At 61.4% G+C, this 24,451-nt stretch carries 23 protein-coding genes; 13 read left to right on the top strand and 10 right to left on the bottom strand.

Annotated elements, in window-relative coordinates; all coding sequences use genetic code 11:
• The first annotated feature begins 1 nt into the window (after position 1).
• Complete coding sequence (locus tag L598_RS15985) at positions 2-1,213, top strand: beta-ketoacyl-[acyl-carrier-protein] synthase family protein (protein WP_144864113.1); 1,212 nt, start codon at positions 2-4, stop codon at positions 1,211-1,213.
• A gap of 10 nt (positions 1,214-1,223) precedes the next feature.
• On the opposite strand, the gene L598_RS15980 is transcribed toward L598_RS15985, so the two are convergent.
• Together L598_RS15980 and L598_RS15975 are read right to left on the bottom strand one after the other, a co-directional pair.
• The gene (locus tag L598_RS15980; protein ID WP_144864111.1) at positions 1,224-1,745 is read right to left on the bottom strand and encodes an Lrp/AsnC family transcriptional regulator; all 522 of its coding nucleotides are present in this window, start codon (positions 1,743-1,745) and stop codon (positions 1,224-1,226) included.
• On the bottom strand, positions 1,742-2,596 hold the full coding sequence (locus L598_RS15975) for a VOC family protein (RefSeq protein ID WP_144864110.1): 855 nt from the start codon (positions 2,594-2,596) through the stop codon (positions 1,742-1,744). Before L598_RS15975 ends, L598_RS15980 begins: the two co-directional genes overlap by 4 nt.
• Positions 2,597-2,893: 297 nt before the next feature.
• Between L598_RS15975 and L598_RS15970 the strand changes: the two genes are divergently transcribed.
• The 8 genes from L598_RS15970 (at position 2,894) to L598_RS15935 (ending at position 12,108) form a co-directional block, all read left to right on the top strand.
• The gene (locus L598_RS15970) at positions 2,894-4,450 is read left to right on the top strand and encodes an ABC transporter substrate-binding protein (RefSeq protein ID WP_348642768.1); all 1,557 of its coding nucleotides are present in this window, start codon (positions 2,894-2,896) and stop codon (positions 4,448-4,450) included.
• Between the two features lie 66 nt (positions 4,451-4,516).
• The gene (locus L598_RS15965) at positions 4,517-5,491 is read left to right on the top strand and encodes an ABC transporter permease (RefSeq protein ID WP_144864106.1); all 975 of its coding nucleotides are present in this window, start codon (positions 4,517-4,519) and stop codon (positions 5,489-5,491) included.
• Between the two features lie 50 nt (positions 5,492-5,541).
• A complete protein-coding gene (locus tag L598_RS15960; protein WP_144864156.1) occupies positions 5,542-6,366 on the top strand; it encodes an ABC transporter permease in 825 nt (274 codons plus the stop codon).
• Entirely contained in the window at positions 6,363-8,015 is a 1,653-nt protein-coding gene (locus L598_RS15955) for an ABC transporter ATP-binding protein (protein ID WP_144864105.1), read from the top strand. Before L598_RS15960 ends, L598_RS15955 begins: the two co-directional genes overlap by 4 nt.
• A complete protein-coding gene (locus L598_RS15950; protein ID WP_210245008.1) occupies positions 8,012-9,664 on the top strand; it encodes an aminotransferase class V-fold PLP-dependent enzyme in 1,653 nt (550 codons plus the stop codon). The genes L598_RS15955 and L598_RS15950 overlap by 4 nt, the downstream gene beginning before the upstream one ends.
• The gene (locus L598_RS15945) at positions 9,661-10,968 is read left to right on the top strand and encodes an FAD-dependent oxidoreductase (protein WP_144864104.1); all 1,308 of its coding nucleotides are present in this window, start codon (positions 9,661-9,663) and stop codon (positions 10,966-10,968) included. The genes L598_RS15950 and L598_RS15945 overlap by 4 nt, the downstream gene beginning before the upstream one ends.
• A 20-nt stretch (positions 10,969-10,988) precedes the next feature.
• Entirely contained in the window at positions 10,989-11,462 is a 474-nt protein-coding gene (locus L598_RS15940) for an L-2-amino-thiazoline-4-carboxylic acid hydrolase (protein ID WP_144864102.1), read from the top strand.
• 55 nt (positions 11,463-11,517) lie between these two features.
• Positions 11,518-12,108: a hypothetical protein gene (locus L598_RS15935; RefSeq protein WP_144864100.1), complete on the top strand. Its 591-nt coding sequence runs from the start codon at positions 11,518-11,520 to the stop codon at positions 12,106-12,108.
• Positions 12,109-12,121: 13 nt separating this feature from the next.
• Here L598_RS15935 and L598_RS15930 read toward each other — a convergent pair whose 3' ends face one another.
• The 5 genes from L598_RS15930 to L598_RS15910 form a co-directional block, all read right to left on the bottom strand.
• Positions 12,122-12,967: a carbohydrate ABC transporter permease gene (locus L598_RS15930; RefSeq protein WP_246658786.1), complete on the bottom strand. Its 846-nt coding sequence runs from the start codon at positions 12,965-12,967 to the stop codon at positions 12,122-12,124.
• 61 nt (positions 12,968-13,028) lie between these two features.
• Complete coding sequence (locus tag L598_RS15925) at positions 13,029-13,979, bottom strand: sugar ABC transporter permease (RefSeq protein WP_144864097.1); 951 nt, start codon at positions 13,977-13,979, stop codon at positions 13,029-13,031.
• Between the two features lie 129 nt (positions 13,980-14,108).
• The gene (locus L598_RS15920) at positions 14,109-15,428 is read right to left on the bottom strand and encodes an extracellular solute-binding protein (RefSeq protein ID WP_144864095.1); all 1,320 of its coding nucleotides are present in this window, start codon (positions 15,426-15,428) and stop codon (positions 14,109-14,111) included.
• A 128-nt stretch (positions 15,429-15,556) separates the two neighbouring features.
• A complete protein-coding gene (ugpC, locus tag L598_RS15915) occupies positions 15,557-16,621 on the bottom strand; it encodes a sn-glycerol-3-phosphate ABC transporter ATP-binding protein UgpC (protein ID WP_144864092.1) in 1,065 nt (354 codons plus the stop codon).
• 63 nt (positions 16,622-16,684) lie between these two features.
• The gene (locus L598_RS15910; protein WP_144864091.1) at positions 16,685-17,455 is read right to left on the bottom strand and encodes an SDR family oxidoreductase; all 771 of its coding nucleotides are present in this window, start codon (positions 17,453-17,455) and stop codon (positions 16,685-16,687) included.
• Positions 17,456-17,654: 199 nt separating this feature from the next.
• Between L598_RS15910 and L598_RS15905 the strand changes: the two genes are divergently transcribed.
• From L598_RS15905 to L598_RS15890, 4 genes are all read left to right on the top strand, one after another.
• Positions 17,655-18,668 carry a LacI family DNA-binding transcriptional regulator gene (locus L598_RS15905; protein WP_144864089.1) on the top strand — a complete coding sequence of 338 codons (1,014 nt, stop codon included), beginning with the start codon at positions 17,655-17,657 and terminating at the stop codon, positions 18,666-18,668.
• A 69-nt stretch (positions 18,669-18,737) separates the two neighbouring features.
• On the top strand, positions 18,738-19,715 hold the full coding sequence (locus L598_RS15900) for a tripartite tricarboxylate transporter substrate binding protein (RefSeq protein ID WP_144864087.1): 978 nt from the start codon (positions 18,738-18,740) through the stop codon (positions 19,713-19,715).
• Positions 19,716-19,802: 87 nt separating this feature from the next.
• Positions 19,803-20,273: a tripartite tricarboxylate transporter TctB family protein gene (locus L598_RS15895; RefSeq protein ID WP_144864085.1), complete on the top strand. Its 471-nt coding sequence runs from the start codon at positions 19,803-19,805 to the stop codon at positions 20,271-20,273.
• A gap of 15 nt (positions 20,274-20,288) precedes the next feature.
• Positions 20,289-21,773 carry a tripartite tricarboxylate transporter permease gene (locus tag L598_RS15890; RefSeq protein ID WP_144864083.1) on the top strand — a complete coding sequence of 495 codons (1,485 nt, stop codon included), beginning with the start codon at positions 20,289-20,291 and terminating at the stop codon, positions 21,771-21,773.
• 13 nt (positions 21,774-21,786) lie between these two features.
• Here L598_RS15890 and L598_RS15885 read toward each other — a convergent pair whose 3' ends face one another.
• The 3 genes from L598_RS15885 to denD are packed head-to-tail and all read right to left on the bottom strand — an operon-like array spanning position 21,787 to position 24,440.
• Positions 21,787-22,533, bottom strand: a complete 747-nt coding sequence (locus tag L598_RS15885; protein WP_144864081.1) for an SDR family NAD(P)-dependent oxidoreductase — start codon at positions 22,531-22,533, stop codon at positions 21,787-21,789.
• Positions 22,534-22,566: 33 nt separating this feature from the next.
• Entirely contained in the window at positions 22,567-23,472 is a 906-nt protein-coding gene (locus L598_RS15880; protein ID WP_144864079.1) for an NAD(P)-dependent oxidoreductase, read from the bottom strand.
• Positions 23,469-24,440 carry a D-erythronate dehydrogenase gene (denD, locus tag L598_RS15875; RefSeq protein WP_144864077.1) on the bottom strand — a complete coding sequence of 324 codons (972 nt, stop codon included), beginning with the start codon at positions 24,438-24,440 and terminating at the stop codon, positions 23,469-23,471. Before denD ends, L598_RS15880 begins: the two co-directional genes overlap by 4 nt.
• Positions 24,441-24,451 lie beyond the last annotated feature (11 nt).

Below are 24,451 nucleotides of genomic sequence, written 5' to 3'. Positions count from 1 at the left end.
TATGGCCCGGCCGCGGATCGTCATAACCGGGCTCGGCGGCATCTGCGCTCTAGGAACCAGTTCCACCGTCATATGGGAGGCGATGCGTGGCGGCCGTGCCGCTATCGGCGAAATCACAACCACCGAGCTCCACGATCTGAAAAACCGTATCGGAGCCGAAATCAAGGCGCTACCGGATCATGGCATGGATCACAAGCGGCTGGTGACGATGGATCGTTACAGTCTGCTGGCGGTGATCGCGGCGGGAGAGGCGCTGCAGAATGCCGGCCTGTCGGCAGAGGCGCTGGACGCCGAGCGCACGGGCGCCATCGTCGGGACCGGCGTCTGCGGCTGGCAGGCAATCGAGGACAATTACCGCTCCATCCTTCTCGAAGGCAAGACGCGGGCCGGCATCTTTACGGTGCCGCGCGTCATGCCCGGCGCACCGGCCGGCCAGGTCAGCATGCAGTTCGGGCTGAAAGGGCCTGTCTTTGGCGCCACTTCCGCCTGTTCTTCGGCCAACCATGCCTTTGCCGTGGCGGTTGACCAGCTCTGCATGGGGCGCGCAGACGTCATGCTTGCGGGCGGTACAGATGCGCCACTCATCTATGGCGTGCTGAAGGCGTGGGAGGCGCTGCGCGTCCTGGCGCCAGATGCCTGCCGTCCATTTTCAGCCGACAGGCTGGGGCTGGTTCTCGGCGAAGGAGCCGGCATGGCCGTGCTTGAAACGCAGGAGCATGCCGAAGCCCGCGGCGCACCAATCCTGGCGGAGCTGGCCGGCGTCGGACTGTCGGCCGATGCGGCGGACATCGTGGCTCCGACCATCGAAGGGCCTGCCAATGCCATGAAGGCATGCCTTCGCGACGCCGGGCTGAAGCCCGAGGATGTCGACTATATAAATGCCCACGGGACGGGCACGAAGGCCAATGATCAGATCGAGACTGCGGCGATCAAGCAGGTGTTCGGCGAATATTCCGGCAGACTTTCCGTTTCGTCGACAAAATCCATGCATGCCCATTGCCTGGGCGCTTCCGGCGCGATCGAGCTCATCGCCTGTGTAATGGCGTTGAAAGAGGGGATCGTTCCTCCAACGGCCGGCTATCGCGAAGCCGATCCCGATTGCGATCTCGACGTGACGCCGCTGGAAGCCCGCAGCCGCACGGTGCGCGCGGCAATCAGCAATGCATTCGCCTTCGGCGGCACCAATGCCGTCGTGGCCGTCAAAGCGCTGTGAAGCTCAGCTCTCAGCTATAGGATGTCGGCACAGCCGTCGTGAATTTCATCTCCTCCATGCTGATCGACGAATTGATCTCGGAAAATTCGAGTTTCGAGATCATTTTCTTGTAGACCGCATCATAGGTCTCGATATCGGGCACAACCACCTTGATCACATAGTCTGTCGCGCCGGTCAGGCGATATGCTTCGACCACTTCCGGGATTTCTTCGATGAGAGAGCGGAAAGCGTTGAGCCAGCTCATCTCATGGCGCGGCGCCTTGATGCCTATGAAGATGGTCATCGAGACATTCATCAACCGCCGATCGACGATAGCCACACGTCGCTTGATGATTCCGCTTTCCTCCAGCCGCTTTATGCGTCGCCAACAGGGCGTGGAAGAAAGATTTACCTCCTCCGCAATGGCGCTGACCGCACGGTCGCTATCCCGCTGGAGGATGTCGAGGATCTTCCTGTCGATTTCATCGAGCCCGCGCCCTCCGGGCGAAATCTTCGCGGCGGGCTTGGATTGGTCACCGCCGCCGTCGCTCATGATTCGATGAACTCTATGCCTGCACCGCTCGCATAGGCGGGCGCAACCACGATGCCAAGGCCGGTCGGAAAGGCCGGGACATTTTCCTCGTCAAGCACGCGCCGCACCTTGTCGAGATCGTCGACCGCGATCTGCAGAACGGCGAAAGCGTTTTTGGGCGTCGCGGACAGGTCTACGCCTTCATAGCGCTGGTCCATTGTCTGCCGCGAAACGAAGGTGAGAGGCGCCGAACCGGTAGATACCTGCCAGCCTCCCTCGACTTCGGTCACTTTTCCGGCGGCAAACAGGCGGGCATAACTCCTGGCCGCCTGTTCCGGATCGGCCGGAGCAGCAACGGCGCCGGCCAATCCTTTCGCACCGTTGCGATGGGCCAGGAGCTCGGGCAGCCAGACAGTCTCGGGCGTGTGATGCTGGCACATGAAGGCCATGCCGACCGGCACCTCCTTCTGATCGAACTGGAGAACGGAAAAGGCGGCAATACCTTCACCTCCTCCGGGCAACGGCACCGGTCGCTCAAAGCTGCGCAATCCGTTGGTGCCGATCCCCAGCTCGCCCAGCTTCTTCCCTGCCTCGGAGACGTCGCCGGCCCGGCAGGCGATCGCGTAAAGCCCCTCGCCATCGCGACGCAGGAGTTCGCGCTTGCCGGCATTTTCCTCCGTAGGCGCCACCATTCCGAGGAGCTCGAAATAGTCCTGCGGAAACATGATCGTATGATTAGCGGAACCCATTGCTGCGCTGTGAAGACCGCGCGGCGACAGGGTGAAGCCCAGTTTCTGAAATTGGGCAAGACTGCGGTCAAGATCCTCGACCAGCAGATAGCAATGATCTATTCCGACGACGGGATGGCTCATGATCTCCCTCAGCTATCAGCATACGGATTTCCATGCGGATCACTCGAGTGCAGGATACTCCAAAATCAGAGTCGTGCAATCTGATCCTCTTACAAAAGCCTATGCAACGAACATTATGCTCAAAATCGCGGCATCTTGCAGCATGAAACTTGCAATACAGTCAAAAATAAGGATTTATTTTGTTGACTTGATCTGGCAAGGATTGCGACGATCAGAGCATCTCATTCATGAACGGATTTGATGGAGAGGACGATGTTGAAACTGTCGCGGTGGCTTGCGCCATCACTCTTGGCCGGAATGGTAGCGGGCAGCGCGATTCTTCCTGCAATTGCGGCTGACGAAGAAATCAAGCGCGGTGGAACTCTATTTTATCACATGGTGTCGGAGCAACGGGTTCTCAATCCGGCTCTGCGTGCTTCCAACGGCGTCTATGAAATAACCGGCAAGATCGTGGAGCCGCTGATCGACCGCACCTATGACGGTTATGTCGGTGTTTTGGCGACAGAGTGGTCGGGTACCGACGATGGGAAGGAGATCACCTTCAAGCTGCGCGAAGGCGTCAAGTGGCATGACGGCAAGCCCTTCACATGCGACGACGTTTCCTTTACCGCCATGAATTTCTGGAAGGAGCTTCTGAACTACAGTTCCACACTGCAGGCCAATCTGGAGGCGGTCGACTGCCCGGATCCCCACACGGCAGTTTTCCGCTATTCGCGTCCCATGCCTCTCAACCTGCTCGTGGCGGCGATGCCGGATCTCGGCCACCCCTTGCCTAAGCACCTTTATGAGGGAACTGATCTCCTCCAGAATCCATACAATGCCGCCCCGGTCGGTACCGGCCCCTTCAAGTTCGTGGAATATGTGCGCGGCCAGTATGTTATCGCCGAACGCAACGAAGACTATTGGCGCGGCGAGGAATATCCCTATCTCGACCGCATCGTATGGCGCTTCATCACCGATCGTTCGGCAGCGGCTGCGGCGCTGGMAGCTGGCGAAATCCAGGAATCGGGCTTCAACGGCATCTCCATGGCTGACATAGCCCGGCTTTCGGAAGATCCGCGCTTCGATGTCGGCACGAAAGGCTACGAGAACAACGTCGCCCACAGCACGATCGAATTCAACCATCGCAACAAGGCGCTGGCGGATGTGCGCGTGCGCCGCGCCATCCACCACGCGCTGGATATCGATCGGGCCATCGAAACGATCATGCGCGGATACGCCAAGCCGGGCCGCGGCCCCATTCCGTCGGCGGGTGGAGACAATTATACCGATGATGTCCGGACCTATGAATATGATCCGGAAAAGGCCAAGGCGCTGCTGGACGAAGCCGGCTACAAGCCCGACGCGAATGGCGTCAGGCTGCGCCTGCGCCATCGTCCTGCTCCATGGGGTGAGTATACGCAACTATGGGCGGAATATTTCGCTCAGTCCATGCGCGAGATCGGAATCGAGGTTACCCTCCTGACCAATGATGCGCCCGGCTTCCTCAACGGTGTCTATCGCGACCACGACTTCGATACGGCCAATGGCTGGCACCAGTTCCGCGCCGACCCGGCTGTCTCCACCATGGTCTGGCTGCGCAGCGGTGCGCCGGTCGGCACGCCTTGGTCCAACCAGTTCGGCTATGAGAACCCGGAGCTCGACAAGATGATCGACGATGCGGCTTCCGAACTCGATCCAGCCAAACGGGCCGAGCGCTATCACGAGATCCAGAAGCTCGCTATGGAGGAACTGCCGGTGATCTTCGCGATCGAACATCCCTTCATCTCGGTCACCAGCAAGACCCTCAAGAACCATCACAACACGCCGCGGTGGAATTCTTCCTCGGCCTATGATCTTTGGATGGATCAGTAGAAGCGGCGAGCCGGCCTGCGCCGTCGGCGCGGGCCGGTTCTCACAGATGGACGCAAATTCCGGCGAATGTCGATGTTGAACTACATGCTCAGGCGGTTGGTCCAGGCGATCCCGGTCATGCTGATCATCATGGTCGGCACCTTTCTGCTTCTCAAGCTGGCCCCTGGAGACACGGTCGACGCGCTTGTCGGCGACATGGGCGGCGCGGATCCCCGGTTCATCGAACGCCTTCGCGCCGAATATGGCCTCGACCAGCCGGTTCTGATGCAGCTCTGGATTTATATGACGAAGCTTGCCCGCTTCGACTTCGGCTGGTCCTTCGTACATGAGCAGCCTGTGATGACCGTGCTCATGGACCGTTTGGGCACAACCCTGCTGCTGATGATCTCTTCGCTCTTCTTTGCCGTCAGCATCGGCTCTCTGCTCGGCGCGATCGCGGCGCGCAAGGCCTATTCCTTGACGGACAACATCATCAGCACGCTCGGACTCGTCTTCTACGCCATGCCGAGCTTCTTTCTGGGGCTGATGATGATCGTGCTGTTTTCCGTCAAGCTCGGCTGGCTGCCGGTCGGGGGCATCCAGACCATCCCGTCCTTCTACGAGGGATGGGACTATGTGAAGGACGTGGCTCTGCATCTGATCATGCCGACCGCCTCGCTGTCGCTGATCTATCTTGCGCTTTATATGCGGCTGATGCGCACCAGCGTGCTCGAGGTCGCCGATCTCGACTATGTGCGCACTGCCCGCGCCAAGGGGGCAGGGGAATGGCGGCTCATGATCCATCACATCATGCGCAACGCGCTTCTGCCGGTTGTCACCCTGCTTGGTGTGCAGTTCTCGACCATTCTCGGCGGCTCGGTTGTCGTCGAAACCGTGTTCTCTCTGCCCGGCCTTGGAGAGCTGGCCTACAAGGCCGTCATCCAGCGCGACATGAACATGCTTATGGGCATCATCTTCCTGAGCTCCATCGTGGTGATCGTGGTGAACTTCCTCATCGACCTTCTCTACGCACGGCTCGATTCGCGGATCGAACTGACATGAGCGTTCTGGAAAGCGAAATCGGCACGGCTCCGCCGTCCGGCTGGAGCGTGATGTGGACGCGCTACAAGCGCAACCGGGCCGCGGTACTCGGGCTCGTCTTGTTGGTGATCGTGCTTGCCATGGCGGCCACCGCCGGCTTCGTCGAGCCGGTCGATCCGCTGCGCCGGGCAGGCGACCCGCTCGTCCCCCCTTTCACCGACTGGGCAACGCCGCTCGGCACCGACCAGCTTGGCCGCGACATCCTTGCCGGGATTTTCCATGGTGCGCGAACTTCGCTTCTGATAGGCATCGTCTCGACCGTTGTGGCGATCAGCATCGGCATTCTGGTCGGCGCCATTTCAGGCTATTTCGGCGGCTGGATCGACGATGTGCTGATGCGCGTGACGGAAGCCTTCCAGACCATACCCAATTTCGTGCTGCTGCTCGCGCTCGTCGCCATTCTCGGCTCGTCGCTGCAGAATATGATCATCGCCATAGGCATCGTCTCCTGGACTGCTCCGGCACGCCTTGTGCGAGCTGAATTCCTCTCGCTGCGCGGACGCGAATTCGTGGAGGCAGCGCGCAATCTCGGTGTCGGCGACGCTGCCATCATCTTCCGCGAGATACTTCCCAATGCCCTGCCGCCGGTGATCGTCTTCGCTTCCGTCATCATGGCGATTTCGATCCTGCTGGAGTCGGCGCTTGCCTTCCTCGGCCTGGGCGATCCGAATTTCGCAAGCTGGGGCAACATGATCGGCGCCGGCAAGGCCGTCCTGCGCAGTGCCTGGTATTGCGCAGCCATCCCCGGTATCGCCATCGTCCTCACCGTGCTTGCCTTCAGCCTGATAGGCGAGGGTCTGAACGAAGCCGTGAATCCACGGCAGAAGAAATCATGACAGCGCACGAAACAACCAGTCCGATCCTCGAAATCGAGAGCCTTCGGATCGCGCTGCCGGAAGGTTCGGATCGTCCGCTGGCGATCGACGGCCTGAATTTGACGGTTCGTTCCGGCGAGATCGTCTGTCTCGTAGGCGAGAGCGGCTCCGGCAAGTCGCTCGCTGCCGGCGCCATCATGCGCCTTTTGCCCGAGCCGCGCGTGCGGGTGGTGGCAGGCACCGTGCGCTTCGAGGGCCAGGATCTCAGCACACTTTCTGCGAAGCAGATGCGCAGCCTGCGCGGCAGTCGGATGGCAATGATATTCCAGGAGCCGATGACGGCCCTCAACCCGCAGAAGCGGGTCGGCTGGCAGATCGAGGAGGTGTTGCGCATCCACACCTCGCTTTCGCGCAAGGAGCGGCGCGCGCGTGTTCTGGAGATACTGGAGCAGGTCCGCATCCCCGACCCGGCATCGGCCGTCAATGCCTATCCGCACCAGATTTCCGGCGGGCAACGCCAGCGCGTGATGATTGCGATGGCGCTTGTCCTGCAGCCGAAGCTCATCATAGCCGACGAGCCGACCACCGCCCTCGATGTGACGACCCAGCTTCAGGTGCTCAAGCTCATCCGTGAATTGCAGGCCAAATTCGGCACGGGCGTGCTTTTCATCACCCATGATTTCGGCGTTGTGGCCGAGATTGCCGACCGGGTAGCCGTGCTCCGGCAGGGTGAACTGGTCGAGCAAGGGACCGTATCGGAAGTCCTGAACCGGCCCAGGCATCCCTATACCCAGGCCTTGATCGCCGCCGTCCCGGGTCTTAATCCGCCTGCTCCGAAAAGTTTCGACACCGCACCGGTGGTCATGCGCGTGGAGGGCCTGCACAAGACGTTCAAGACGAGGGGCGGTATCCTTGCGCCACGGCGCAATGCGGTCGCCGCCGTTGACGATGTTTCCTTCGAACTGCGGCAAGGCGAGACGCTCGGCGTGGTGGGGGAAAGCGGATCGGGAAAGACCACCGTGTCGCGCTGCGTCACGCGCCTTCTCGACGCCGATGGCGGCTCGGTCATGCTCGGAGACACCGACATGCTGAAAGCCACGCGCGGCGAACTGCGCGCAAGGCGGCGCGACATACAGATGGTCTTCCAGGATCCGATGGCATCGCTCAATCCGCGCAAACGTGTGGTTGACCTGATTGCGCAGGGGCCGATCGTCCATGGCGAGAATCCTGAGGCGGCGCGCTCGCGGGCACGCGAATTGCTGGCGCTGGTCGAACTCAGCCCGGCTGCGGCCGAGCGCTATCCGCACGAATTTTCCGGTGGCCAGCGTCAGCGCATCGGCATAGCGCGTGCGCTGGCCCTTAATCCGAAAGTTATCGTTGCCGACGAGCCGGTCTCGGCGCTGGATGTCTCGGTTCAGGCGCAGGTCCTGAAATTGCTGGCGGAATTGCGTGACAGGCTTTCTCTGTCGCTTCTCTTCGTCACGCATGATTTGCGAGTTGCCGCCCAGCTTTGCGATCGCGTGGCGGTGATGGAGAAAGGCAGGATTGTCGAGATCGGCGAGACCGCAACCGTCTTTGCCAACCCAGGCCATCCCTATACCAGAAAGCTTCTCGATTCGATCCCGGGACGGGACTGGACACCTCCTCTCCTTGCCGGGACAGCGGCATGACTATGACGGAACATTCAACCTGGCCGGATATCGATACCCTGCGCGACGGATTGATAGGCGAGGGGATCGCGATCCCCGGGCCGTTCGGCCCAAGGCCTCTCGTCTATGCCGATTACGTCGCCTCGGGGCGGGCGCTCGAGCCCATTGAAAGGGCGATCCGCGACCGGGTTCTCCCCTTCTACGGCAACACCCATACGGAGACCTCCTATACAGGGCGGCATACCACTCGCCTGCGCGAGGCAGCAAGGCAGGCGATCCGCAAGGCGGTAGGCGCGGACGAGAATCACGCGGTCATATTCACCGGCAGCGGCGCAACCGCCGCGGCAGACAAGCTAGTACGCACCTTGCAGCAATATGCGCAAATGCGGGGTTTCAGGCGCCCCGTCGTTTTCGTCGGGCCCTACGAGCATCACTCCAACGATCTTCCATGGCGTGAAAGCGGCTTCGATCTTGTGCGCATCCCGCTCAACAATGCCGGCGGCATCTGCCTGACGTCGCTGGCGACCGCCCTTGCCGAGCGAGCTGAGGCCCCGCTCAGGATCGGCGCCTTCACGGCCGCTTCCAATGTCACCGGCGTCAAGAGCGATCTCGCAGCCCTTGCGCGGCTGCTGCATGCCCATGGAGCACTGTTCGTCTGCGATTTTGCAGCGGGCGGGCCCTATATACCCATCGAGATGGGTGAAAGCGCGCCCGGCGCCGGCGACCGCATCGATGCGGGCTTCTTCTCGCCGCACAAATTCGTTGGCGGTACCGGCGCCTCCGGCGTCCTGGTGGCGGACAAATCACTGTTCGATGGCCCGCGCCCGACCGTCGCCGGCGGCGGTACGGTGAGCTACGTCACGCGCGACAGCCATACCTATGTGTCGGACCCGCAGCGGCGCGAGGAGGCAGGCACACCGGGCATCGTGGAAAACATCCGCGCCGGGATGGTCTTTGAATTGAAGTCACGGATAGGACCGCATCGCATCGAGGTGCGCGAACAGGCGCAGATGGCGCGCCTGGAAGCCGTCTGGTCCAAGATTCCGGAGATCGAGCGGCTCGGCCCCATCGATGCGCCGCGCGTCGGCATTTATTCCTTCAATATCAGGATCAGCGGACGCTTCCTCCACCATAATTTTGTGGTCGCCCTGCTCAACGATCTTTTCGGCATCCAGGCGCGCGGCGGATGCTCTTGTGCCGGACCGTATGGGCACGCCCTTCTGGGCATAGATGACGCCACGGCCCGCGCGCATGAAAGGGCGGTAGCGCGGGGGCTTTCCGCCTTCCGGCCGGGATGGGCCCGGCTCGGTGTCAACTATGTCTTCTCCGACGAGGTGACAGATTACATCGCCGCCGCCGTTGCTTTCATCGCTCGCCGTGGCGCCGATCTCCTGCCTCTGTACCGGCTCGATGCCGAGGCTGGTGTCTGGCGGGCCAATGTGGAGACCCCGGCCCGGCACCAGGAGATCACGCTGGATACCATCTTTACCGGACGGCCGGCATTCGCCGCGCCGGATTTCGCAGCCTGCATGGCGGAGGCAGAGAAGCTGGCCGACAAAGGCGCCGGCTTGAATGCCGAGCCTCTGAGGTTCGATGCCGAAGCGGAAGCCCTGCGCTGGTTCTGGATGCCTCACGAAATGCCGATTGTCTCTTTCAGGAACAGCGCATGACAACTGCCGTTCATTGGCCTAATTCATTATGGGCCGCCGTTACGCCGCCCCGCCAACCCGCGCCGCCGCTGGAAGGCAAGGCGGAAGCCGATGTCGTTGTCGTCGGTGGCGGCTTCTCCGGCCTTTCCACGGCCCTGCATCTGGCAAAACGCGGCCGGCAGGTGACGCTTCTCGAAGGGCAGGCGGTCGGCTGGGGTGCATCCGGCCGCAACAACGGCCAGGTTATTCCCACCATGTCTGCTGCCGAGCCGGATGCCTTCGTTCAGCGCTTTGGCGAGACCGGCGAGCGGCTCGCCCATCTGATCGGGCAGAGCGCCGAAATGCTTTTCCGGCTGGTCGAGGCCGAGGGAATCGATTGCGAGGCGGAACAGACGGGATGGTTCCAGCCCGCCCATTCACCTGGCCGCGTCCGGCTGAGCGAAAAACGCGTCGAGGCCTGGCGGCGGCATGGCTCGCCTGCCGAATTTCTGGACAAGGCCGAGACGGCGCGGCTTCTCGGTTCGGATTTCTGGTATGGGGGCATGCTCAACCCGACTGGCGGTCACATCAATCCGCTGGCGCTGGCACGCGGCCTTGCTGATGCATGCATGCGCCAAGGCGTCACCTTGCACGAGAATTCGGCAGTGACCAGCTATGAACGCGAGCGCGACGGCTGGCGGATACGCACGGATCGAGGCTCAGTGCTGGCGCGTGCGTTGGTGCTCGCCACCAACGCCTATACGGATGCCGTGGTAGACAGGCTCGAACCGCGCATCTCTCGAACCATCGTGCCGATCCTGTCATGGCAGATGGCGAGCGAGCCCATCGGTGACAATCTGCGCGCGACGGTGGTGCCGGGCCGGCAGGCCGTTTCCGACACGCGCGCGGATCTGCGCTTCTTCCGCTATGACGCGCGCAACCGGTTGATCACCGGCGGTTCCGTCCTCGGGGCCTACAATGCCGAATCGCGCGTGGCCGCCCGCACCAGCGAGAATATCGGCAAGGCCTTTCCGCAGCTGGCCGGCATGCGGTTCACCCATATATGGAGCGGACGCATCGGCATCACGCAGGACCGCTTTCCGCATTTCCACAAGCTTGGGCCGGACCTCTGGAGCTGGACCGGCTGCAATGGGCGTGGCGTGGCGCTTTCGGTTTCCCTTGGGCGCGAGCTGGCGGCAGCAGTGGACGGCGTCCCGGCCAGGGAATTGGCCCTGCCGCTGACCGAGCCGGAGCCGATCCCGTTTCATCCCATTGCGAGGCGGATCGCTCCGCTGATTCTATCCTGGTACAAGCGGCGTGATCTCGCCGAATTGAAGCTCGACTGAACATGACGGGAGATGCCCAGATGCAGGAGATGCCGATCCTCCAGCGCCGCCGTATCGAGGCCATGGTGCTGAAACACGTCTATGAGGTGATCCGCGAGCGCTCCGGCGAGGAGGAGGCGCAGGCCGTGATCGGTCAGGCAGTCACTAATGCGGCGATTGAGCACGGCAAAGGATTTGCCGAAGCTCTGGGCCGCAAGCCGGACCTGGAGGACTTTCTTGCGATCATGCCTCTGTGGACGAAGGATGACGCGCTGCAGATCGAAGTGCTTGAGGCGAGCAAGGACAAGCTGGACTTCAACGTCACGCGCTGCCGCTATTCGGAAATGTACAAGGAGATGGGCCTCGGCGATATTGGGCATCTTCTGTCATGCAACCGCGATGGCGATTTCTGCATCGGCTACAATCCCGACATGGAGTTGACGCGCACCCAGACCATCATGAAGGGCGCGAGCCACTGCGATTTTCGCTATCGTATGAAATCGAAGACAGGCTAGGCATGTTCATGTCGCTATAGGGGTTCTATGCTCTCCGAGCTTCGAAGGAGGGAGTATGGAAGCACCGGCGCCGCACCCGGATCAATTCGTCCATATTCGCATCATTCTAGGGGTCGTGATGGGGCTCAGCGTCACGCGCCTGTTGACGGGTCTTGCGCGTTTCGTGCAGCATCCCGGCCGCGACCAGATCTATCCGGTTCATCTTGGCTGGGTCGCCTTCCTCCTTTCCGCGGTCATCCACTTCTGGTGGTTCGAGTTCGGGCTTGTGCATGTCGATCGCTGGACCTTCCCGCTTTACGTTTTCGTGATCTGCTACGCCGCTCTGTTCTTCTTCATCTGCGCAATGCTTTTTCCGGACCGCATGGATGACTATGCCGGCTTCGCCGACTATTTCCATTCGCGTCAGAAATGGTTCTACGGTTTGCTTGCCGGCCTTTTCGCCATCGACGTCGTCGACACTTTGCTGAAAGGCACGGCGCACTTCCAGGCCCTGGGGATCGAGTATCCGATCCGCCAGGGGCTTCTGGCTCTGCTCGCGGTGATTGCGATGTTCGTCAGGGACTGGCGTTACCATGCGGCCCTGGTCAGCTTCGCATTGGTCGCCCAGATTTCCTGGATCCTGCGCTATTACGACGTGCTGTCGTAGCCCAAGTTGAACGCTACTCCTTCACCGCTCCCGTCATCGACGAGACGTAGTAGTCGACGAAGAAGGAATAGAGAATAACGACGGGAAGCGAGCCGATCAGCGCGCCCGACATCAGACCTCCCCATTCATAAACGTCGCCGCGCACCAGCTCGGTCAGAACGCCGACCGGCACCGTCTTGTTTTCCGAGGAGGATATGAAGGTCAAAGCGTAGATGAACTCGTTCCATGACAGGGTGAAGGCGAAGATCCCCGCCGAAATGAGGCCCGGCACTGCAAGCGGAAGCACCACCTTGGTCAGGATCTGCCAGCGCGAGGCACCGTCCACCAATGCGCTCTCCTCCAGCTCGAAGGGGATGGAGCGGAAATAGCCCATCAGCAGCCAGGTGCAGAACGGAATCAGGAAAGTCGGATAAGTAAGGATCAGCGCAAGACGCGAGTCGTAGATCCCGACCTGGAAAACGATGAAGGCGAGCGGAATGAACAGGATCGAGGGCGGTACCAGATAGGCGAGAAAGATCAGCAGGCCCGTCACGCGCGCTCCGGTAAAGCGCACCCGCTCGATCGCATAAGCGGCGAACACGGCCGCCGCCAGCGACAGGATGGTGGAGAAGACCGCCACGATCATCGTGTTCCAAAGCCAGCCCGGATAGGAGGTCTCGAACAGAAGATAACGGACATGCTGCAGCGTCGGCTCGACCACCCAGAACGGGCTGTAGGTTTCGTAGTTGGTGAGCTGATGGTTGGGCTTTATGGCGGTGATCGCCATCCAGTAGAACGGAAACAGAAGTACGAAAACAAAAACCGCAAGCGGCAGATAGAGCACGACCAGCCTGCGCGGCAGGGTATTGTACTGCTCCATCCCGACAATGTCGTCCTGCACGGTCTCGGGCGCGGCTGTGTTCCGACTCATCTTGTCCTCCCTAATCGCGCCCACCCTGCTGCCATTTGCGGCGTTGCAGGCCGAAGAAGCTGAACAGGATCGCTGCCAGCAGGAATGGTATCATCGCCACCGCGATCGCCGCGCCTTCTCCGAGTTGGCCGCCCGGAATGGCACGCTGGAAGGAAAGCGTTGCCATCAGGTGCGTCGCGTTCACCGGCCCGCCACGCGTGAGCACATAGATGAGCTGGAAATCGGTAAAGGTGAAAAGCACCGAGAAAGTCATCACCACGGCGATGATGGGTGTCAGAAGCGGCAGCGTAATGCGCCGGAACCGCTGCCAGGGCGTTGCCCCGTCAAGTGCTGCGGCCTCGTGCAGGGACTGGGGAATGGTCTGCAGTCCGGCGAGCAAGGATATGGCCACAAAGGGAATTCCGCGCCAGACATTGGCGGCGATGACGGATGCTCTCGCATTGTTGGGCTCGCCGAGGAAGTTGATCGGCCCGGATATCAGGCCGAGTTCCATCAGCACCCAGGAAAGGATGGAAAACTGGGAATCGAAAATCCACCAGAAGGCAAGAGCCGACAGAACCGTCGGGACGACCCAGGGCAGGAGGATGATCGCCCTGAAGAAATTCTTGAACGGCATATGCTCGTTGAGGATCAGCGCCAGCCAGAGGCCAAGCCCGAATTTCAGCACCGATGCCACCACGGTGTAGAGCATGGTGTTGAAAACCGACAGCCAGAACACGGAATCGTTCCAGAGCCATATGTAATTTTCGAGCCCGATGAAAATTCCCGGACGGCCGATGGATGTGTCGGTAAACCCTAGCCAGACCCCAAGGCCAAGCGGATAGGTCAGGAAGCAGAGAAGAAAGGCCGCTGCAGGCAGCATGAAGAGAAAGCCGAGGCCGTTGCGGCTCTGCACGATCCGCTCCAGCACGGACGGCCTGTTCTGAACCGAGGGCTGGTCAGCAATGGAATGGCTGGACATGCTTCACCGGTCTCCATTCATGATGCAACGAAACTCCGCTATCGGCGCGTCCGTCGGCAAACGGGTTTCGACTGCCGGCGGTGAATGGTCGCCACTCCGCCGCGGGGGCGAAGTGGCGTTTCGCGGCCGCTAGACGCGATAGTAGCGATTCGCCCGCCGCTCGGCATTGGCAGCCGCTTCCTCCGCACTGCGCTGGCCGGTAACGGCCTCGGCGAACATGTCGACGAGCACATAGTCGGCCATGACGCCGGCGGAAGCAGCCCCGAGCGGGCCGGCATAGCCATTGGGCCGCAGGCTCTCCGAAGCATGCGAATATGGCTCGTGTATCGGGTTCGAGGTCCAGACCGGGTTGTCCGCGAAGGCCTTCAGCGGCTGACAGCAATAGGCGCTGGCCCCCTCGATCCAGGCATTCATCTTGTCGGCCTGGTACATGAAGGCGAGATAGGCTTTCGCCGCCTCCGGATATTTCGTGTGGTTGAAGACGGAGAGCGTCGAGGTCTGATGCAGCTCCACAGACTTGCCGATTGGACCGATGGGCAGCGTGACGGAGCGGATGTCCTCCGCCATCTCTGCCATGGCCGGGTCGTTCTTGGCTGCATAGTAGAGCGAGACGCCGTTGGCCGTGAGCGACACCTGGCCTGCCATGAAGGCGCGGTTGTTGTTGATGTCGAGCCAGCTCTCCGTGCCCGGAATGAATGTGTCGTAAAGCTGCTTGGCATATTCGATGGCCGCCAGGGTTTCCGGGCTGTTGATGGTCACCTTGCCCTGGTCATCGACCATCTGCCCCCCATGGCTCCAGAGCAGCCAATGGGCATAGTTGTTGGCGTCGCCGACGGCTTTGCCGTGCGGGAAGCCGGCGGGTGTGCCTTGGGCCTTGAGTGCCTTGCAGAGCTCGAGGAATCCCGCCGTATCCTTTGGGAATTCCGAGAAACCGGCCTTTTCCATATGGCTCTGGCGATAACAGATCGCATTGCCGATAGCGCAAAGCGGCAGGGCGATGAACTGGTCCCCGCGCCTGGCGTAGCCTTCCAGCCCCTCATACCATCCGCCATGAGCCTGACCGAGTGCGACCCCGAGATCGGTGAGGTCGAGGAGCTTGTCGGGATACTGGTGTGCATCATCGAACCATCCCATGACCATGTCCGGGCCGGAGCCGATATTGGCCGCAACGGCAGCCTTGGGACGGACATCCTCCCAGCTTTCCTGATCGATGCGGACTTCGACCCCAGTCGCCTCGGTGAAGGCCTTCGTATTGGCGTTCCAGGCCTCTTCCTCGGCTTCGACAAAGGGCACCCAGCGCAAGAGGCGAAGGCTTGCCCCTTCCTCCGGAGTGAAGGTCGGAATTCCGTCCTGAGCAAGAGCGTTCCCTATGCCGAACTTGCCGCCCAAAGCGGTAGCGGCTGCAAGGCCGGCGGTTCCTGCAATTACCTGTCTGCGGTTGATAGACATGCGTTTCCTCCTTTGTTCGCATCGTCTGCGTCACGCGGTGGCCTCCTTGTCACCGCTTCTTGTTCCACCAGAGGTCCTCCGCCTCTTGGCGATCCTCCCGACAGCGCCACGCTGTCATTTACGGCGCTTCAGCCCGCCAGGCGCATCCCCGTCTTGGCATCGAATAAATGAACGGCAGCGGGATCGATCGAGACATTCATGGCCTGATCGGGTGCAGCCGATATCCGCTCTCTGAAAACGCAGGTGATTTCCGTTGAGCCGAGCATGCCGACGACCTGGCTTTCCGAGCCGGTCGGCTCGACCACGACGATCTTCACCTCGATCGGTCCGCCAAGGGCTATCGCCTCCGGCCGAACGCCATAGACGAGATCGCGCCCCCTGGCGTCTTCCCCCGGCGGCGTGACCGGCAGCGCCACGCCGTCTTTGGTCAGGAAACGGGCCGGATCGTTCGGATCGAGCTTGCCCGGGAGCATGTTCATGGCAGGCGAGCCGATGAAGCCCGCGACGAAAAGGTTGTCGGGACGGTCGTAAAGCTCGAGTGGCGCGCCGATCTGCTCGACGATGCCGTCATGCATGACGACGATCTTGTCGGCCATGGTCATGGCCTCGATCTGGTCATGCGTTACATAGACGGTCGTCGTGGCAAGGCGCTGATGGAGGTTCTTGATCTCCGTGCGCATGGAAACGCGCAGCTTGGCGTCGAGATTGGAAAGCGGCTCATCGAACAGGAATACCTGCGGATCGCGCACGATGGCGCGCCCCATGGCGACGCGCTGGCGTTGGCCGCCCGAAAGCTGCCGGGGATAGCGGTCGAGCAGATCGGAAAGGCCGAGGATCGCGGCAGCCGGCTTCACGCGTTCGGCGATCTCCGATTTGGAGGCTCTCTTCAGAACAAGCGAGAACGCCATGTTTTCAGCGACGGTCATATGCGGGTAAAGAGCATAGTTCTGGAAGACCATCGCGATGTCGCGGTCCTTCGGCGGCAGGTCGTTGACCACACGCTCGCCGATGCGGATTTCGCCCGAGGTGATATGCTCCAGCCCTGCCAGCATGCGCAGCAGCGTCGACTTTCCGCAACCGGAAGGTCCGACCAGAATGACGAATTCGCCGTCCGCTATGTCGACGCTTACTCCCTTGATCACCTGATGCGATCCGAAGGATTTGCGCACGTCGGCGATTTCGACTGACGCCATAAATACTCTCCTCCCAAATTTCCGAACGCGGCCTTGATTCGTGCCCTTCGCCCGTCTGTGAACTCACCCCCTCCCGACGAACGGCATCTGGTTCGCCATCACTGTCATGGTCAGTACATTCGCATTGAGCGGCAGGCCCGCCATGTAGACGACCGCTTCCCCGACGATACGCGGGTCGATGGTGGGTTCCGCCGCTATCCGGCCATCGGCCTGGAGGACGCCCTTCGCGATCGTCGTCGTCATGTCGCTGGCGGCATTGCCGATGTCGATCTGTCCACAAGCGATATTGAAGGCCCGGCCCTCAAGTGAAGTGGCCTTTGTCAGCCCTGTGATCGCGTGTTTGGTGGCTGCATATGGGGCGGAGTGCGGCCGTGGCGTGGTTGCCGAGATGGAGCCGTTATTGATGATCCGCCCGCCTTGCGGATTCTGGCTCTTGAAGATGCGGACCGCTTCCTGGGTGCAGAGAAACGCGCCGGTAAGATTGGAGGCCACCACGGCATTCCAGTCGTCGAAGGAAACCTCCTCTAGGGGCAGAGGCGGCGCGTTGATGCCGGCATTGTTGACAAGCACGTCCAGGCGCCCGAATCGCGAAATGATCTCCGCAAAAAGCGCCTTCACCGAAGAAGGATTGGCGATGTCGGCCTGAATCGGCACGACCGTGCGGCCGTTGGCGGATATCTCGGCGGCCGCCTTTTCCAGTACCTCGGCGCGCCTGCCTGTAATCACCAGCCTGTGGCCCGCCGCGGCGAGAGCTTCCGTGATCGCCCGGCCCACACCCGTGCCGCCACCGGTAACCAGGGTAACCGCACCTGTGTCCGCCGACGCTTCATTCATGTCCACACAACCTCCCTGAGCTTTGGGCTTTTTGCCGTTCGGCGGGGCGCTGTGCCGGAATGGCAGCGCTGCCTTCAATCGGTAACCCATAGGTCATGACCTGGCAAGCCGTATTTGGCAGCGCTGCCAACTTGGTATAGAACGATTCTCTCCCGCCTCCTTGAGCGGGATGCTGAAGGAGCTTTTGGGAAAGCCGCGCATGTCGGAAACGGCGAGAAGTTCCAAGGGAGGAAAGTCGGTGACGCTGCGTGAAGTCAGCGAAGCCGCCGGACTTGGAATGAGCACGGTCTCGCGCGTCATCCGCAATCACGGCTCCTTCTCGGCAGAGACGCGAATGCGCGTAATGGAGGTCGTGGAGCGGTTGGGCTATGTACCGAACAGGCTTGCCGGCGCCCTGGCTTCTTCCGGCTCGAATCTCGTAGGCATCGTCATCCCCTCCCTGCACAATATCGTCTTTCCCGATCTTCTGAGCGGCGTGGCCGCGGCGCTTGATCCCGTCGGCTACCAGTCGGTCATCGGCGTGACCGACTACGATCTCGCCCGCGAGGAGGCCCTGATCCAGTCGATGCTTGCCTGGCGGCCCGCGGCTTTCCTGATCGTGGGTCTTGAGCACACTGACCGCACGCGGTCCATGCTGGCCGCCAGCGGCATCCGCACGGCGGAGCTTTTCGATACCGACGGAGAAGGCATCGACATCGTCGTCGGTTTCTCACAGCGTGAGGCAGGCGCGGTCAGCGCGCGGCATCTCCTCGCCAAAGGGTATCGCTCGATCGGCTATGTCGGGCCGGATTTCGGGACCGACCCCCGTTCGGCAAAGCGGTATAACGGATTTCGGGCCGTGTTGTCGGAAAATGGTCTCGATTTTGTCGACCAGGAGCTGCTCGCCGGCACGTCGTCCACCGAGGCTGGCCGCGCGGCGCTGGAACGTCTGCTCGCACGCGGCTGGAAGCTCGACGCGGTCTATTTCTCCAATGACGATTTCGCGATGGGCGGCCTGTTCCATTGCATCGCGTCGGGCATAGAGGTCCCGTCGCAGCTTGCCATCATGGGATATAACGGCCTCGACATAGGTCGCTTTGCGCCGCAACCGCTGACCACGGTGCTCACCCCGCGGGCGGAAGTAGGAGAAATCGGCGCCAGACTGATACTCGACGGATCCCCCTCGACCGTCGTCGAGACGGCGTTCAAGCTGGTCGAGGGGGCGACGACATAAGTTCAGCGGCTGCGGAGGAGTGAAATCCCGGCCGGAGGCAATTTCAGACTGAAGCGAAGGAGGAGAAGAATGCTTCGAAGATCATTTATGGGACTGATCGCTGCCGGAATCGCGGCTGCGTTTGCTTCAACATCGCCTGCCATGGCCCAATACCCCGACCGGCCGATCACGATCGTCGTGCCTTGGGGTGCCGGCGGCGGAACGGATGGCACGGCCCGGATCATTGGCTCGCTGCTTGAAAAGGAGCTGGGTCAGCCTGTGAGCGTGGTCAATCGCACCGGTGGCTCGGGAGTCGTCGGCCATTCGGCCATCGCCGAGGCGGAACCGGACGGCTACACCTTGGGAATGGCAACCGTCGAGATCGGCATGATGCACTGGCAGGGCCTCACCGATCTGACATGGGAAAACTACACTCCGCTTGCCCTTATGAACGAGGATGCCGCTGGCGTGCAGGTGGCAGCGGACTCCGAATATGAAACGCTGGAGGCATTGCTCGAAGCCATCAAGGCTGGCGGGGCAGGGTCTTTCCGCGCATCGGGAACCGGACAGGGCGGTATCTGGCATCTGGCGATCGCCGGCATGCTGAATGACCAGGGGATCGATCCGGGCAATGTGTCCTGGGTGCCCAGCGAGGGTGCCGCGCCGGGGCTGCAGGATCTCGTGGCGGGCGGCGTCAATATCGTGCCTTGCTCGCTCGTCGAAGCCCGTTCGCTGATCGAGGCAGGCCGGGTGAAATCCCTTGCCGTCATGGCTCCCGAACGCAGCCAGCTTTTCCCGGATGTGCCGACGCTGAAGGAAACAACCGGTTCCGACTGGCAAATCGGCGCCTGGCGCGGCATTGTCGGCCCCAAGGGGTTGCCGGAAGATGTCTCGGCAAAGCTGATAGAGGCCCTGAAAGCCGTCTATGACAGCGAAGATTATCGCGGCTTCATGGCCAAGCAGGGCTTCGGGACCCGCTGGGCTGCCGGCGAGGAATTCGCCAGCTTCATGGACCAAAGCAATCAGGCCCTCGGCAACACGATGAAAGCCGTAGGACTGGCAAAATAGCGGAACTTGTCATGGCGCGGCCGGCGGCGGAGGTCTGGCACCTCCTGTCTGCATGGTCGCGCCGGTTTTTACCTGCAGGTGGACTTGATGCGTTTCAGCGACACCATGTTGGGCGTCCTGCTGCTGGTCTTCGGGCTGGCGGTCGGTTTTTATGCCCAGACCTTTCCTGCCATACCCGGCCAGAAGTTCGGGGCCGCAGTTTTTCCAACGACCATCGCCGTCGGATTTGCCCTTTGCGGGCTCGTGATGCTGATACGCGGATTACGCTCTGCCGGAGCACCGCTGATCATGCGAACGGAATGGACCCGCAAGCCGGGCGCCATGATCGCTGTCCTGATCACCATTCTGTGTGTGGTGGCCTATATTCTGCTTTCGCGTCCCGTGGGCTTCATTCCGGTAACGACTCTCATCCTGATCGTGCTTTTCCGGCTTCTGCGGCTGCCCTGGTGGCAGACGATCCTCTACGCCGTTGCCGCAGCCTTGATCATCGATTTCGTCTTCCGAAGCATTCTCCTGGTGCCGTTGCCGCTCGGCATCATGCCGCGTCTGCCCTGGTAGAGCTGAGAAAAAATCATGAACCCTATCCTCGCCGCCTTCGAACTCGTCGCCAACTGGCAGGTCTTTCTCACGCTCGTCTCAGCTGCGCTGTTCGGGCTGCTGGTTGGGGCTGTTCCCGGGCTTACGGCCACCATGGCCACGGCGCTTCTGGTGCCGCTGACCTTCTTCATGGATCCGATTCCCGCTGTCGGTGCCATGGTCACCTGTGCGGCGATGGCGATCTTCGCCGGCGACATTCCGAGCGCCCTGCTACGCATGCCGGGAACGCCTGCCTCTGCGGCCTATACCGACGAAGCCTATGCCATGACGCGCAAGGGTCAGGCGGAAACAGTGTTGGGGGCATGTGTTCTGTTCTCTGCGATCGGCGGTCTTTTTGGGACTGCAGTCCTGATCTTCGCCGCTCCCGCGCTCGCCGAGATCGCCCTCAAATTCTCCTCGCCTGAATATTTCTGGATGGCGCTGCTCGGGCTAACCTGCGCGGCCTTCATCGGCGCTTCATCACCGCTGAAGGGGGCGGTGAGCCTCCTCATCGGACTGTTCGTGGCCACCATTGGCCTCAACAACCCTGCCGGCGTCCCCCGCTTCACCTTCGGTTCGACCGAGATGCTTTCCGGCATTGATTTCATTCCGGCCATGATCGGTCTGTTTGCCGTTTCGGAAGTGTTCCGGACGATCGCCGCAGGCGCTCCGCCATGGGACAGCGTCCAGAGCCAGGTGGGCAACATCTTCCGCAATTGGGGCGGCATGGTCGTCACCTATTGGCGCCAGCAGGTTCGCGGTAATGTACTGGGTACCTTGATCGGTATTCTGCCTGGCGCCGGCGCCGATGTGGCGGCCTATGTGAGCTATGCAGTCAGCCGGAAGCTGTCCAGGACTCCGGAGAAGTTCGGCACCGGCCATCTCGAAGGAATCGTGGAAAGCACGTCGGCCAACAATTCTTCCCTGTCGAGTGCCTGGGTTCCTGCCCTGGTGTTCGGCATTCCCGGCGACACCATCACCGCGATCGTCATCGGAGTGCTTTATGTCAAGGGGCTGAATCCGGGCCCGACCCTGTTCCTGTTCAACCCGCAGACCATCTATGCGGTTTTCATCATGTTCATAATTGCAAATCTGCTCATGGTTCCGCTCGGCTGGATGGCGATCAAGCTGGCGAAGCGTCTGCTTCAGGCCCCGCGCGCGGTATTGATGCCCATCATTCTCGCCTTCTGCATTGTCGGCGCATTTGCCTCCAACAATACGGCCTATGGGATCATCGTGATGCTGGTATTCGGTGTGCTCGGCTTCTTCATGGAAGAAAATGACATTCCGATCGCGCCATGCATTCTCGGCATAGTGATCGGCCCGATTCTCGAGCGGAACTTCGTCACCACCATGATCAAGACCGACGGATCGATCATCGCTTTCTTCGATCGGCCGATCGCCGCCGCTCTCGGTATCTTCCTTATCCTCTTGTGGATATTGCTTCTGGCGGGCGCATGGCGGCGTCGTGCTGCCACCTGATGCGCTCAGGGCATCAGTAGACTGCCCGCCCGCCGGAAATGTCGAAAACGGCTCCCGTCGAAAAGGAACAATCCTCCGAGGCCAGCCAGGCGATCATGGCAGCGATTTCGGCTGGTTCGACGAACCGGCCGAGCGGTATCTTGGAGAGCATGTAGTCGATATGCTCCTGGCTCATCTGGTCGAAGATGGCGGTGCGCGCAGCGGCAGGTGTGACGCAATTGACGAGGATGCCGGAACCGGCAAGTTCCTTGCCCAGCGATTTGGTGAGGCCGATCAGGCCGGCTTTTGAGGCCGAATAGTGGGAAGCGTTCGGGTTGCCTTCCTTGCCCGCGATCGAGGCGATATTGATGATCCGCCCATAGCCCTTCTCCATCATCATCGGCACCATTGCGCGACAGGTCAGGAAGGGTGCGATCAGGTTGACCTCCACCGTCTTGCGCCAGATTTCCGGGCTCAGCTCCCAGGTTTTTCCGTTGCCGCCCGTAATTCCGGCATTGTTCACCAGGATGTCCACTTTGCCGGCTTCGCCGAAAGCCTGCCTGGCCGCTTCGTTCACCGCTCTTTCGTCGGTGAGTTCGACCACACGGCCACTGGCTTTGGGGCCGAGCCTGGCGACTGCTTCATCTATCGCCGTCCCGTCCATGTCCCATATGATTGCCGACGCGCCGCTTGCCAGCATCCGCTCGACGGTAGCAAGTCCTATGCCGCGGGCCCCGCCTGTCACGACCGCAACGCGCCCTTCGAGATCGATCCGGTTCATGCTTCTGCCTCTCTCAATTGACCTGCCTGCTGATCAGGACGGTGTTTCGCCGGCTTTTGAAATTCCGTTCAACTCCGCCACGATATCGGAGAGGAAAGGCACGAAGTCGTCTCCGCGCCCGATCGCCTCCGCGGTCGCGAACCCGTTCTTGACGCTTGACGAGACATGTGAGGCTATCCCGCTCTCATTGGCGAGCGAGACGAGATACCGCATGTCCTTGTGCGCGTTGCGCAGCGTGAACTTGTGAGCATCGCGATCCCGCTCGATCACGTATTTCATGAAGGTCTGGTAGAATCCGCAATCCATTCGGCCGCCCTGGATGACGCCGTGGAATGTGTCGGCACTGATGCCGTTGCGGGCGCCAATCGCCAGTGCCTCCGCGTAGATCGCCGCATAGCCCAGCGAGACGAAATTGTTGAGAAGCTTCATGGTGTGGCCGGCCCCTGTATCGCCAACACGGACAATCTTGCCCGCCCAGCATTCGAACAAGGGGCGCAGGCGTTCCAGGTCGTCCTCGGTCGCGCCGACCATCGTGTCAAGCGTGCCTTCCCAGGCTTCCTTGGGCGTTCTCGACAAGGGCGCGTCGATGAATGTGACTCCCGCTTTGCGGCATGCGGCGGCCAGCGCGCGGGTGGAGACCGGATTGCTCGTAGAGCAGTCAACGATGGTCTTGCCGGAGCACTCGCCCGCAAGGATGTCGCCGACGACAGCCTCGACCTGGGGACTGCCGGGCAGACACAGGAATATCGCGTCGGAAGCGGCGGCGAGGGCCGCGACATCGTCTACCTCTGTGGCCCCCCGCGACTTAAGGTCCTCGACGGGCTCGCGGTTCCTGTGGGCGAGAACCGTCAGCGGATAGCCCGCTTCCACCATATTCTTTGCCATGCCGTGCCCCATCAGCCCGACGCCGATGAAGCCCACGCGGGGACGGGCGGTCATGATTGTCTCCTTTTCTCCTCGTCGGCGATATGGGCGCGGATGATCGAGTGGAAGTCGGGATCCGCCCTGAAGCCGGCCTCCAGAGCCCGGTCGGCGGAGAAGTTCCGCGGCCATCCCGCGACGATCGTCTCGATGACAGGATCGCGTTCGCGACGGATGAGACGGGCAACCTCCTCGCCGGCCACGTCGCGAAGGGCCTCGATCATTTCGCCGACCGTGACCGACAGGCCGGGCATGGTGAGCGAACGGCGAGGACCGAGCTTGGCGGTGTTCATCGTCGCGGCATGCAGAAGGAAACCGACGGCCGCCGCCGGGCTTGCCACCCAATGGCGCACATCTTCGCTTACGGGAAGAATCGCCTCCTGGCCGTTCAGGGGTTCCCGGATAATGCCGGAAAAGAAGCCGGAGGCGGCCTTGTTCGGCTTGCCGGGACGCACGACGATGGTCGGCAGGCGAATGCCGATGCCGTCGAGAAAACCCTTTCGCGTATAGTCGGCGAGGAGGAGTTCCCCGATTGCCTTTTGCGCGCCGTAGCTCGTCAGAGGCGCTTGCAGAAAAGTGTCCGTGATTGGTTCTTCGAATGGCGCCCCGAAGACGGCGATGGAGGAGGTGAAGACCAGACGCGGGTGGTAATCATCGCCCTGCTTTCGTATCGCCTCCAGAAGGTGATGGGTGCCGTCGAGATTGACGCAGTAGCCCTTGTCGAAATCCGCCTCTGCCTCGCCAGAAACGATCGCAGCCAGGTGGAAAATCATGTCTGGGCGCTTCGCCACGAGCCGGTCGATCGTCGCGGCATCTGAAATGTCTCCCCCGCTTGCCGCAACCCGCCCGTCGGCGAATGCCGGCTCCACCACATCGAAGGCATCAATCGCCTCGATCCGGCGGCCGGAAAGGGTGCCTTCCGCCAGCAGCGCATCTGTCAGCTTGCGACCGATCATGCCGGCAGCACCGAGTATCAATATCCTCATCAACATCCTCC

The organism is Mesorhizobium sp. J18 (assembly GCF_007829525.1).
Taxonomy (GTDB): domain Bacteria; phylum Pseudomonadota; class Alphaproteobacteria; order Rhizobiales; family Rhizobiaceae; genus VLJP01.
Note: the sequence above shows the minus strand (reverse complement) of the source record. Positions and strands in the feature narration are given on the sequence as shown.